General features: G+C 74.4%; 10 protein-coding genes and 2 pseudogenes. 4 read left to right on the forward strand and 8 right to left on the reverse strand.

The window, feature by feature from the left end:
- Positions 1-3: 3 nt before the first annotated feature.
- The gene (locus AB0G13_RS07900; RefSeq protein ID WP_357870514.1) at positions 4-411 is read left to right on the forward strand and encodes an ATP-binding protein; all 408 of its coding nucleotides are present in this window, start codon (positions 4-6) and stop codon (positions 409-411) included.
- Positions 412-441: 30 nt separating this feature from the next.
- On the opposite strand, the gene AB0G13_RS07905 is transcribed toward AB0G13_RS07900, so the two are convergent.
- Positions 442-831: a hypothetical protein gene (locus AB0G13_RS07905; protein ID WP_357870517.1), complete on the reverse strand. Its 390-nt coding sequence runs from the start codon at positions 829-831 to the stop codon at positions 442-444.
- A gap of 43 nt (positions 832-874) precedes the next feature.
- Between AB0G13_RS07905 and AB0G13_RS07910 the strand changes: the two genes are divergently transcribed.
- On the forward strand, positions 875-1,825 hold the full coding sequence (locus tag AB0G13_RS07910) for a diacylglycerol kinase family protein (RefSeq protein ID WP_357870520.1): 951 nt from the start codon (positions 875-877) through the stop codon (positions 1,823-1,825).
- Between the two features lie 451 nt (positions 1,826-2,276).
- Positions 2,277-2,534: a WhiB family transcriptional regulator gene (locus AB0G13_RS07915; RefSeq protein WP_007072794.1), complete on the forward strand. Its 258-nt coding sequence runs from the start codon at positions 2,277-2,279 to the stop codon at positions 2,532-2,534.
- Positions 2,535-2,652: 118 nt separating this feature from the next.
- Here the strand turns inward: AB0G13_RS07915 and AB0G13_RS07920 are convergent, their stop codons facing one another.
- From AB0G13_RS07920 to AB0G13_RS07935, 4 genes are all read right to left on the reverse strand, one after another.
- Positions 2,653-3,393, reverse strand: a complete 741-nt coding sequence (locus AB0G13_RS07920) for a CbiX/SirB N-terminal domain-containing protein (protein ID WP_357870634.1) — start codon at positions 3,391-3,393, stop codon at positions 2,653-2,655.
- 62 nt (positions 3,394-3,455) lie between these two features.
- Positions 3,456-4,232: a phosphoadenylyl-sulfate reductase gene (locus tag AB0G13_RS07925; RefSeq protein WP_357870523.1), complete on the reverse strand. Its 777-nt coding sequence runs from the start codon at positions 4,230-4,232 to the stop codon at positions 3,456-3,458.
- A complete protein-coding gene (locus tag AB0G13_RS07930; RefSeq protein ID WP_121399684.1) occupies positions 4,229-4,387 on the reverse strand; it encodes an IS1 family transposase in 159 nt (52 codons plus the stop codon). The genes AB0G13_RS07925 and AB0G13_RS07930 overlap by 4 nt, the downstream gene beginning before the upstream one ends.
- A gap of 70 nt (positions 4,388-4,457) precedes the next feature.
- The gene (locus AB0G13_RS07935) at positions 4,458-6,173 is read right to left on the reverse strand and encodes a nitrite/sulfite reductase (protein WP_357870526.1); all 1,716 of its coding nucleotides are present in this window, start codon (positions 6,171-6,173) and stop codon (positions 4,458-4,460) included.
- A gap of 668 nt (positions 6,174-6,841) precedes the next feature.
- Here AB0G13_RS07935 and AB0G13_RS07940 point away from each other — a divergent pair.
- On the forward strand, positions 6,842-8,266 hold the full coding sequence (locus tag AB0G13_RS07940; protein ID WP_357870637.1) for a glycosyltransferase family 39 protein: 1,425 nt from the start codon (positions 6,842-6,844) through the stop codon (positions 8,264-8,266).
- A 253-nt stretch (positions 8,267-8,519) separates the two neighbouring features.
- Here the strand turns inward: AB0G13_RS07940 and AB0G13_RS07945 are convergent.
- From AB0G13_RS07945 to AB0G13_RS07955, 3 genes and pseudogenes are all read right to left on the reverse strand, one after another.
- Positions 8,520-8,774, reverse strand: a pseudogene (locus tag AB0G13_RS07945) (ATP-binding protein); the annotation flags it as partial.
- Positions 8,775-9,014: 240 nt separating this feature from the next.
- Positions 9,015-10,268 (reverse strand): annotated as a pseudogene (locus AB0G13_RS07950) (histidine kinase N-terminal domain-containing protein); the annotation flags it as partial.
- 25 nt (positions 10,269-10,293) lie between these two features.
- A complete protein-coding gene (locus AB0G13_RS07955; protein ID WP_357870640.1) occupies positions 10,294-11,325 on the reverse strand; it encodes an SIS domain-containing protein in 1,032 nt (343 codons plus the stop codon).
- Between the last annotated feature and the right edge of the window lie 27 nt (positions 11,326-11,352).

An 11,352-nucleotide genomic window follows, 5' to 3' on the forward strand; every position in this document is an offset into this window, starting at 1 on the left:
GTGGTGACTCAACTGACCGGGCAGCCGACGACCGACGACGACGTCGTGCACCTCACCGTGCCCGCGGACGGGGGCTACCTCGGGGTGCTACGTACCGCGACCGCGGGGCTCGCGGCGCGGCTCCAGTTCGCCCTCGACGAGATCGAGGACCTGCGCATCGCCGTCGACGAGGCGTGCGCCATGCTGCTCGCCATCGCCACCCGCGACGCGGAGCTCGACTGCCGCTTCGCGGTCACCGACGACGCGCTCACCGTGGAGGTGACCGTGCCGACCGTCCGCGGCGCCACGCTCCCCGCCGAGTCGTCCTTCGCCTGGAAGGTGCTCACCGCGCTGACCACGTCGGCGGCCGCGACGGCCGGCGACGGCCGGGCCACCATCTCGCTGCTCACCCGGCGCGCCTCCCACTACTGACCGTCCGCCCGGCGCCGCGCCCGGCGGGGGTCACTCGAAACCGAGGGCCCGGGTGGTGGGGGTGCTGACCATCAGGGCGGTCACGCCGAGGCCGAGCGCCATCAGCGGCACGCCGAGCCACGCCATTCCGCCCTGGACCATGAACCACCCGATCGGCAGCAGCATCAGCTGGAGCACGATCGCCGGGGCCCGGGCGCCCGCCCGCCGGCGCGTCAGCGCGCCGCCCAGCGCCCAGAGGGCCGCCGCCGCGCCGATCGCGAACGCGGTCACCAGCAACGCCGACGTGAGGTCGGTGGTGGTGGCGGTGAGATCGGCCCAGAGCAGCCACGCGGCGACCAGTCCCACGGCGACCGCCTCGGCCCGCAGCAACCGGACCGCCCAGCGCAGGGTGACGGGGATCGGGTCGGAGTCGATGGTCACGCGCGCCACGATACCCGTGGCGGAGCGCGGTACAGTGCCGCCCATGCGGGCCGTCCTGGTGGTCAATCCGAAGGCCACCACCACCAGCGAGCGCAGCCGGGACGTCCTGGTCCGGGCACTGCGCAGCGAAGTCGACCTCTCCGTGCGCTACACCCGACGGCGGGGGCACGCGACCGCCCTGGCCCGCGAGGCGGCCGAGGAGGGCGTCGACGTCGTCGTCACGCTCGGTGGCGACGGCACGGTCAACGAGGTGGTCAACGGCCTGATGACGGCGCAGCCGCCGACCATGCCGACCGGCATCACGCCGGCTGAGCGGCTGCCCGCCCTCGCGACCGTGCCGGGCGGCTCCACGAACGTCTTCGCGCGGGCGCTGGGCCTGCCCCGGGACTGGCCGGACGGCACCAGCATGATCCTGGAGGGCCTGCGGCTGGGCCGGTACCGCACGATCGGGCTCGGCCGGGCCGACGACCGCTACTTCACCTTCTGCGCGGGCTTCGGCGTCGACGCGGCGGTCATCCACCGGGTGGAGCAGGCCCGTCGGCGGGGCCGGGTGTCGACGCCCGCCCTCTACTTCCGGTCCACCGTCGCCCAGTACTTCCTCAACTCCGACCGCCGCCACCCGGCGATCAGCCTGGAACGCCCGGGCGAGCTGGCGGAGGGCGAGCTGGCGACGGTCATCATCCAGAACACCGCGCCGTGGACGTACCTGGGCGACCGCGAGGTCAACCCGAACCCGGAGGCGTCGTTCGATCTGGGTCTGGACGTGCTCGCCCTGCGACAGCTCCAGGTGGCCAGCACGACACGCACAGTGACGCAGTTCTTCTCCCGGACGCCGGATCCGCACGGCCGCCAGGTGCTCCGGCTGCACGATGTCGCGGAGTTCACCCTGGTCTCGGCCCGGCCGCAGGCGTTCCAGCTCGACGGCGACTACCTTGGCGAGCGGGAGAAAGTCAGATTCACATCCATTCCCGCCGCACTGAGAGTAATCTGCTAGGTCTCGGGTACTGCCGTAGGTCGACGCGGTCGCGACACCAGACCGATGCGACGGCCGCCACACCGAGGGGCAGGTGCCGGAAATGTCAGCAATGTCACGCGGACTGTACTATATTGATCCTCGACAGTGGTACGCCGGGTAACCAGGGAAGCGCTGGAATCCGGACAAAGGGGTTGTGGGCTTGCTCACCGCCCGGAGTTTTTCCGAGCGTCACCCTTGACATCCCGGGCGTTCGTGAAAGTATTCACAAGCGAACTTGAGTTACCGGGACATTGCCTGGATACGCTCGTGAGGTTGAGCTGTTCCAGCAGGTCCGCGGGGCCGACACGGCCTGCTCACGCACTGCCGAATAGGCGTACGCGAACCGTAACCATTCGGCGCTGCGGATGCATATAGGAAAAGCAACAGAAGCAATATCTGCCACCCACCCAGAATGAGGAGTGTTGCCGCCATGGACTGGCGTCACCATGCTGTCTGCCGCGACGAGGACCCGGAGCTGTTCTTCCCGATCGGGACGTCCGGGCCGGCTCTCCTGCAGGTCGAGCAGGCCAAGGCCGTCTGCCGGCGCTGCTCCGTGACCGACCAGTGCCTGCAGTGGGCGCTGGAGTCCGGTCAGGACGCCGGCGTCTGGGGCGGGATGAGCGAGGAGGAGCGGCGGGCTGTCAAGCGCCGCGGTGGCCTCCGGGTGCTGCGCGCTCACTCCGCCTGATCCCCACGCACCAGCGACACGCCCCGGCCGGGTACGCCCGCCGGGGCGTCTCGCTGTCCGCACACCCGTCTCCGCTGTCCGCACACGCGTCTTCGTACCCGCCGGACGCCTCTTTTGATCATGGACGGGCCGTGAGCCCGGCCACCCGGCCGACGGCGTCCACGCGCCGCAGGACCAGGTCTGCCAGCTCCGGCGCGTCGGTCAGCGGGGCGGACACCGCCACCGCCCCGGCGCCCCGCGCCGCCACGGAAACGGCGTCGTGGAACAGGCCCGGGGCCAGGAAGTACGCCGACACGGCCACCCGCTCGGCGCCCCGGGCCCGCAGCCGCGCCACCGCCGCCGCGACGGCCGGCGGAGCCGCCGAGGCGTACGACACACGGGTGGGCACACCGAGACCGACGCGCAGCGCGGCGGCCACCCGACCCACCGACCCGCGCGCCCGGGCGTCCCTCGTGCCGGCCGCCGCCAGCACCAGCCCGTCGAACCGCCCCGGCCCCGCCTCGCCCAACCGCCGGCGCAGCCCCGCCAGCAGGCCGGCGTCCACCTCGCCGTCGGCGGGACCGAGCACGTCGGTCACCCGTACCGCGATCGGTGGCCCCGCCTCCCGGGCGGCCGCGACCGCCGCCGGGACGTCCACCCGCCGGTGGTACGCCGCGGTGAGCAGCAGCGGCACCAGCACCGCCCGGGGGTGCCCGGCGGCGGCCAGGCTCCGCAGCACGCTCGTCGGTCCCGGCTCGGTGTGATCGAGCCAACTCGCCAGCACCGGCGTGCCCGGCCGGGCGGCCGACACGGCCCGGGCCAGCGCCCGGGTCGCCTCGGCGGCCCTCGGGTCCCGGCTGCCGTGGGCGACCAGGACCACCGGGTCGGCCGCCCCCGACGGCCCGGGCGCTCCCCACGTGGGAGCGCCCGGGACCGGCCCGGTCAGACGTGCAGTCCGCACTCGGTCTTCTCGAACATGGCCCAGCGGCCGGCCCGGGGGTCCTCCCCCGCCTTCGTGCGGCGGGTGCACGGCCAGCAGCCGATCGAGCCGTAGCCCTGCTTGAACAGCTCGTTGACCGGCACGTTCCAGCGGGCGACGTAGGCGTCCACGTCGGCCTGCCGCCAGGCCGCGATCGGGTTGACCTTGACCTTGCCCCGACGGGCGTCGAAGGTCACCACCGGCGTGTTCGCCCTGGTCGGCGACTCGTCCCGGCGCAGCCCGGCGGCCCAGGCGTCGTAGCCCGCGAGCGCCCGCTCCAGCGGCTCCACCTTGCGCAGCTGGCAGCAGTCGTCCGGGGCCTTGTTGAACAGGCGCGGGCCGTACTGGCCGTCCTGCTGGCCCACGGTCAGTCGCGGCCGGATCGACCGGACGTTGACCGGCAGCGTCCGGGCCACCTCGTCGCGGACCCGGAGCGTCTCCGGGAAGTGCAGTCCGGTGTCGAGGAAGACCACGTCCACCCCCGGGGCGACCCGGGAGACCAGGTGGGCCAGCACGGCGTCGGCCATGGAGCTGGTGACGCAGAACCGATCGCCGAAGGTCTCAGCCGCCCAGCGCGCGATCTCCAGCGCGGGCGCCCCCTCCAGCTCCCGGCCGGCCTCCTCGGCCAGCGCGCGCAGCTCGCCGGGGTCGCGCCGGGCCGGGTCGGCCGGCGCCGGGCCGACCAGGCCCAGGCCCGCCGCGGAGACGAGGCCGGGCCGGTCGCCCGTCCCCCCGCTCACCGGGCCACCGCCCTGCCGAGCAGGCCGGTGAACTTCACCGTGAACACCCGGGCGCACGCGTGGCACTCCCAGGCGCCGTGGCCGGCCTCGCTCGGCCGCAGGTCCTCCTCGCCGCAGTACGGGCAGTACAGCGGCGCGGAACGAGTCTCGCTCATCGCGTCACCTCGCTGCGCCCGGCACCGCGACGAAGGACACGGAGTCCGCTGACTCGCTCGCTGTGCTCGCTCATCGGAGTTCCTCCTCGTCGACCCTGATCACCCAGTTGGCGAACGTCTCACCCGCCGCCCGGCCGGCCAGGTAACGCCGGGCCAGCCGCTCCACGTACGCCGGAAGCTCGTCGGCGGTGGTCTTCAGGCCGCGCAGCTTGCGGCCGAACCCGGCCTTCTGCCCCTCGGCCATGCCGAGCCCGCCGCCGAGGTGGACCTGGAAGCCCTCCACCTGGGTGCCGTCCGGGCCGACCACCAGCTGGCCCTTGAGGCCGATGTCGGCGACCTGGGTGCGGGCGCAGGCGTTGGGGCAGCCGTTGAGGTGGATGGAGATGTCGGCGTCGAAGTCGCGCAGCCGCTCCTCCAGCCGGGCCACCAGTTCCTCGCCGCGCGCCTTGGTCTCGACGATGGCCAGCTTGCAGTACTCGATGCCGGTGCAGGCCATGGTGCCGCGCCGCCAGGCCGACGGTTGCGCCTCCAGGCCCAGCCCGCGCAGCTGGCGCACCAGCGAGTCGGTCCGCTCCGGCGCCACGTCCAGCACCAGCAGCTTCTGGTACGGGGTGAGCCGCACCCGCTCGCTGCCGTGCGCCTCGACCACGTCGGCGAGCCGGGCGAGCTGCCCGCCGGAGACCCGCCCGACCACCGGGGCGGCCCCAACGTAGTTGCGCCCGTCGCGCTGCGGGTGCACGCCGATGTGGTCGACCGGCTTCTCCGGCAGCTCCGGGGCCGGCCCGTCGAGCAGGGCCCGGCCCAGGTACTCCTTCTCCAGCACCTCGCGGAACTTCTCCACGCCCCAGTCGGCGACCAGGAACTTCAGCCGGGCGCGGTTGCGCAGCCGGCGGTAGCCGTAGTCGCGGAAGATGCCGACCACGCCCGCCCAGACGTCCGGCACCTCTTCCAGGGACACCCAGACGCCGAGCCGCTGGGCCAGCATGGGGTTCGTGGAGAGGCCGCCGCCGACCCAGACGTCGAAGCCCGGGCCGTGGTCCGGGTGGTCCACCCCGAGGAAGGAGATGTCGTTCGCCTCGTACGGGGTGTCGACCAGCCAGGAGATGGAGGTCTTGAACTTGCGCGGCAGGTTGGAGTACGCCTTGTCGCCGACGTACCGGCGGACGATCTCGTCCACCGCCGGCGTCGGGTCGACCAGCTCGTCACGCGCCACCCCGGCGACCGGGCTGCCCAGCACGACCCGGGGGCAGTCGCCGCACGCCTCGGTGGTCTGCAGGCCGACGGACTCCAGCCGGCGCCAGATCTCCGGCACGTCCTCGACCCGGATCCAGTGGTACTGGATGTTCTGCCGGTCAGTGATGTCGGCGGTGTCCCGGGCGAACTCGCGGGAGATGTCCGCGACCACCCGGAGCTGCGCCAGGTTGAGCTCGCCCCCGTCCACCCGGACCCGGAGCATGAAGAACTCGTCCTCCAGCTCGTGCGGCTCCAGCACGGCGGTACGGCCGCCGTCGATGCCCGCCTTGCGCTGGGTGTAGAGGCCCCACCAGCGGAACCGGCCGCGGAGGTCCTGCGGGTCGATCGAGGCGAACCCGTGGTGCGCGTAGATGTTCTCGATCCGGGCCCGTACGTTCAGCGGGTCGTCGTCCTTCTTGATCCGCTCGTTCGGGTTGAGCGGCTCGCGGTGACCGAGCGCCCACTGACCTTCCCCCCGGGGCCGGCGGGGGGCCCGGGCCGGTCGGGGGGACGTCGGGTCCCCGGCCCGGGCCGGAATGCTGCTGACCGCCATGGCGGCGTCCTCCGTTGTCTGCGGTGCCTCGGAGACACGCAAGGCGCGCGGCCGACCCGTCGGAACGGGCTGGCGACAACGGTGTCGGAGCAGCCGGCGCGAGGCGCGCCCGAGACAGATTGGTCGGGCGTCGTCAGTGGGCCGGACAGATCGCGCTGCGCACGCGGCCGTAATCGACGTGGCGGCGGGCCACGAAGCGGCGGACGACAGCGGCGGTCATGCAAGTCATGCTGCCACACCCACCGGGGGCCGGCCAACGAGCGCGTGCGGGATCCCACATCACGGGCCACCCCTGGCCACGGCTGGTGCTAGGCTCCGCCGCCACCCGAACGGGGGACACCTCCAGGACCCGACCCGCACGTCGAGGCCTCCGCACACCCCGACCTGTCCAAGGTCGGCTTCACCACGGTCGGTCTGGTGGAACGGGTCCAGCGCCGGCACGGCGAGACCGGTCCGGCGGCCGAGCTCTACCGGCAGTCGCTGCGCGAGACGTTGCCCCGGTTCGTCGCCGCGTTCGGGAAGCACGGGTCACGGTCGAGGAGTGACGCCGGTGCCCGATCGGCGGATCGGCGGATCGGCGCACCGGACGGCCGGACTGTGTGACGCTGCGGTACGTGACCGGTTCCGCTGACCTGCCCGGCGCCCGCGTCCCGCCTGCGCGCGAGGCGGTGGGCGGGCCGGATCGCACGGGCCGGGTGATCTGGATCGGGCCGGCGCTGCTCACCCTGGCCGTCGTGCTGACCGGAATCGACCACGCGCAGCCGTGGCGCGACGAGTTGGCCACCTGGAGCGCGGCGAGCCGGTCGCCCGGGGACCTCGTCCGGCTCGCCGGCACCATCGACGCGGCCACCAGCCCCTACTACCTGTTCATGCACGCCTGGGTGGCCGTCTTCGGCGACTCGGTGACCGCGCTGCGGCTGCCCGCCGCGCTGGCCATGGCCGCCACGGCCGGGCTGACCGCCGTCCTCGGGCAGCGGCTGCTCGGCGCCCGGGCCGGGCTGCTCGCCGGGCTGCTCCTCGCGGTGCTCCCGGGCACCTCCCGGTACGGCCAGGAGGCCCGCCCGTACGCCCTGGCCACCCTCCTGGCGGTGCTGGCGACCCTGCTGCTGGTCGAGGCGACCGCCCGACCCCGGTGGACGCGCTGGGCCGGGTACGCCGCCGCCGTGGCCGCGCTCGGGCTCACCCACCTGGTCGCGCTCACCCTGCTCGCCGCGCACGCGGTGACGGTGCTCGCCACCGTCCGTACGGGGCCGCCGAACCGTCCGCTGCGCTGGGTGCTCGCCCTGCTGCCGACCGTGCTGCTGCTGACACCGCTGGTGCTTGTCGCCAGGGAACAGCGTTCCCGTCAACTCGGCTGGGTGGAGACCGCCCGTCCCGACGACCTGGCCGCGCTCGCGGGCGGGGTGGCGCAGAGCGGGGTGGTGGGCGGGGTGCTGGTGGGGCTCGCGGCACTCGGCGCGGCACGGCTGGGCCGACGCGCCCTGCTGCCCGGGCTCGCCGTCCTGCTGCCCGTGCTGTTGCTCTTCGCCGCGGGGCTGGTCGTGCCGCTCTGGGTGCCCCGGTACCTGGTCTTCGTGGTGCCCTTCGCCTGCCTGCTGGCCGGCGCGGCGCTGACGGCGGTGCCGCTGCCACCCGCGCTGGCCGTCGTCGCCCTGGCCGGGCTGCTCGGGCTGCCCGACCAGGCGGGGCTGCGGCGCACCCACGAGTGGCCGCGCAGCGCGACGGTGGACTACCGGGGCGTGGCCCGGATCGTCGCCGACGGTCAGCGGCCCGGCGACGCGGTCGTCTACTCCCCCCGGGAGAGCTGGCTCTTCCTCGACCTGGGACTCGCGTACCACCTGGGCGACCGTCGTCCCCGCGACGTGCTGGTGACCGAGGACCAGACCCGCCGGGGCGACCTGTGGGCCGCCGAGTGCGCCCGCCCGGCCGAGTGCCTGGCCGGCGCGGAACGCCTCTGGCTGGTCGTGGCCGGTCGCCGCGACGATCCACTGGCCGCCGTTCCCGGCGCGAAGGGCGACGCGCTGCGCGCCGAATTCACCGTCGAACGGGTCTGGCCACGCCCGGGCCTGACCGTAGCCCTGCTCACCCGCTGACCCACCCGCCCCGGCCCTGCTCCCCTGCCCCGTTCCCCTGGCCTCCGTCCCCGGTCCCGGCTCCTCGTCCCCGTCGCTCGTCCCCGCCCGCCAGCGCCGGCTCCCTCACCGGCTCGATCGTGTGACGGTGAGCCGGTGTGGCGGGCGCTCCCAGGCCGGTTTCCCAGCAACTGATCATGGCGCCCGACGGCGGCTGCGACGACAGCGACAGGGCGACAGCGGCATTCGCACCAGCGTCGCCGGTGCACCCGGGTCAGCCGGCGGAGCGGCCCTCCGGGGCGTTGCGCACCAGCGGAACGACGAGCGTCGCCTCGGTGCCGCCCTTCGCGCCGTCGCGCAGCTCGATGGTGCCGCGCAGCTCGCCGGTGACCAGCGCCCGGACGATCTGCAACCCGAGATTGCCGCCCCGCTCGGCGTCGAAGCCGGGCGGCAGCCCGCGCCCGTTGTCGGTGACCGAGACGTGCAGCATCTTGCGGAACCGGTGCGCCGACACCACCACCTCCGGCGCGACCGGACCAGCCGCCTCCACCACGGCCGCAACGGGCGCTCCCAAAAAACGCTGCTCAGCCGAGACGGGCGCTCCCGAGGCGGGCGCTCCCGGAGCGTGCGGCTCAGCCCCGACCTCGGCGGGCGTCGCCGAGGCAGGCGTCGCCCCGGCAGGCATCGCCGCAGCAGACGTCGCCCCGGCAGGTGTCGCCGCAGCAGGGGTGCCGGGGCCGGCCGGGCCGGCGGGCGTCTCGGCGTCCGGCGGGAAGCCGTGTTCGACGGCGTTGAGCAGCAACTCGTTCAGCACCATCACCAGCGACGTGGCCACCTCGGCGGGAAGCACGCCGAAGCTGCCCTCGCGACGCATGCCGACCGTGGCCTCGGTCGCCGCCACCTCCGTCGCGGCGCTGGCCACCCGGTCGACGATGCCGTCAAACTCGACCGCCTCGTCGCTGGACATGGAGAGGGTCTCGTGCACCAGCGCGATGGAGGCGACCCGGCGTACCGACTCCTCCAGGGCGACCCGGGCCTCCGGCATGGACACCCGGCGGGCCTGGAGCCGGAGCAGGGCGGCGACGGTCTGGAGATTGTTCTTCACCCGGTGGTGGATCTCCCGGATGGTGGCGTCCTTGGTGATCAGGGCGCGGTCGCGGCGGCGTACCTCGGTGATGTCGCGGACCAGCACCAGCGCGCCGATCGGCACCCCGGCGGGCATCAGCGGCAGCGCCCGGGTGAGCATCGTCGCACCGCGCGCGTCGATCTCCCGGCGGGGCGGCGCCTCGCCGCGCAGCGCGGCGAGGATGCCGTTCGCCGCGTCCGTGCCCTCCAACGGGTCGCTCGCCAGCCGGCGGTGCAGCGCCGCCAGGTCCTCGCCCACCAGGTGGGAGGCGTAGCCCAGCCGCCGGTACGCCGACTGCGCGTTCGGGCTGGCGTAGGTGACCTTGCCACCGGCGTCGAGCCGGACCAGCCCGTCGCCGACGCGCGGGGCCGACGTGGTCTCCCCGGGATGGCGCGGCGGCGGGAAGGTCCCGTCAGCGATCATCTGGGCCAGGTCGTCGGCGGTGGTGAGGTAGTTCAGCTCCAGCTGGCTCGGGGTACGCGCGGTGGAGAGGTTGGTGTCCCGCCCCACCACGGCGATCACCTCGCCGGCCTCGCCGTCGGTGGTGCGCAGCCGGACCGGGATCGCCTCGTGCCGGGCCGGCACGTCGCCGTACCAGACCGGGTCGCCCTCCCGCCAGATCCGGCCCTGCCGGTGGGCCACCTCCAGGTGGGCCACCTCGGGCCCGCCGACGATCCGCCCCACCTGGTCGTCCAGGTACGCGGTGGGTGCGGTCGTCGGCCGGACCTGGGCGACGCAGAGGAACGCCCCGTCACCGTCCACGGGCACCCAGAGCAGCAGGTCGGCGAAGGACAGATCGGACAGCAACTGCCAGTCGCCGGCGATCCGGTGCAGGTGGTCGATGTCGGCCGGACGGAGGCGGGTGTGCTCCTCGGCGAGGTCGCGCAGCGTGGACACGCTGACCAGCGTGCCACGACGGGCGTCACATCGTCGCGGTGACCTTCTTCAGCCCGCGCGGTGCGTCCGGGTCCTCGCCCCGAGCGAGCGCGAGCGCCAGCGCCAGGCGCTGCAACGGCAGGATGTCCAGCAGCGGCGCGTACCGCTCGTCGACCTCGGGGACGGCCATCCGGGTGGCGCCCTCGACGTCGGCGGAGCCGACCACCACCACGTCGGCGCGACGCTCGCCGAGCCGGGGCAGCACCTCGCCCATCGACCGGCCACCCGGCCCGGAGCCGACCACGGCGAGCACCGGCACGTCCGGGTCGGTCATGGCGAGGGGGCCGTGCAGCAGGTCGGCGCCGGAGAACGCGAGCGCCGGCAGGTAGGAGGTCTCCATCAGCTTCAGCGCGGCCTCGCGGGCGGTCGGGTACGCGTACCCGCGACCGGTCGTGACGAGCTGCCCGGCGAACCGGTAGCGGGGCGCGAGCTGGCCCGGGGTGGGGTCTTCCAGGGTGCGGGCGGCCAGCTCGGGCAGGGCGGCGAGCGCCTCGCGCTCGTCGGCGGGCAGCGCGCCGTCGCCGGCCCGGATGCCCTCGACGAGCATCAGCAGGGCGAGCAGCTCGGCGGTGTAGGTCTTGGTGGCGGCCACCGCGCGCTCGTGCCCGGCGGCGATGTCGACGCTGAGTTCGGCGACGCCGGTCAGCCGGGAGTCGGGCGCGTTCGTGACGGCGAGGGTCAGCGCGCCGGATGCGCGGGCGGTCCGCAGCACCTCGGCGAGGTCGGGCGAGCCGCCGCTCTGGCTGACGCCGACGACCAGCGCGTCGGAGAGGTCCGGCCGGGCGCCGTAGAGGGTGACGACGCTGGGCGAGGCGAGGCCGGCGGGCAGACCGAGCCGGATCTCGGTCAGGTACGCCCCGTAGAGGGCGGCGTGGTCGGAGGTGCCCCGGGCGGTGAAGACCACGTGCCGGGGGCGACGCTCCGCGATGACCGCCGCGACCCGGGCGATCGCCCCGGCGTGCTCGGCGGAGAGCAGCCGCTCGTAGCCCGCCGGCTGCTCGTCGATGTCGGCGGCCATGCCAGCCCCTGCACGCGTCACGGAAAC

This window comes from Micromonospora sp. NPDC023633 (genome assembly GCF_040640035.1).
Lineage (GTDB): Bacteria > Actinomycetota > Actinomycetes > Mycobacteriales > Micromonosporaceae > Micromonospora.

Bases quoted from the DNA above. Each gene is read 5' to 3' on its own strand.
- AB0G13_RS07910 (WP_357870520.1), top strand. From the start codon at position 875: ATGCGGGCCGTCCTGGTGGTCAATCCGAAGGCCACCACCACCAGCGAG.
- AB0G13_RS07915 (WP_007072794.1), top strand. From the start codon at position 2,277: ATGGACTGGCGTCACCATGCTGTCTGCCGCGACGAGGACCCGGAGCTG.
- AB0G13_RS07930 (WP_121399684.1), bottom strand. From the start codon at position 4,387: ATGAGCGAGACTCGTTCCGCGCCGCTGTACTGCCCGTACTGCGGCGAG.
- AB0G13_RS07935 (WP_357870526.1), bottom strand. From the start codon at position 6,173: ATGGCGGTCAGCAGCATTCCGGCCCGGGCCGGGGACCCGACGTCCCCC.
- AB0G13_RS07955 (WP_357870640.1), bottom strand. From the start codon at position 11,325: ATGGCCGCCGACATCGACGAGCAGCCGGCGGGCTACGAGCGGCTGCTC.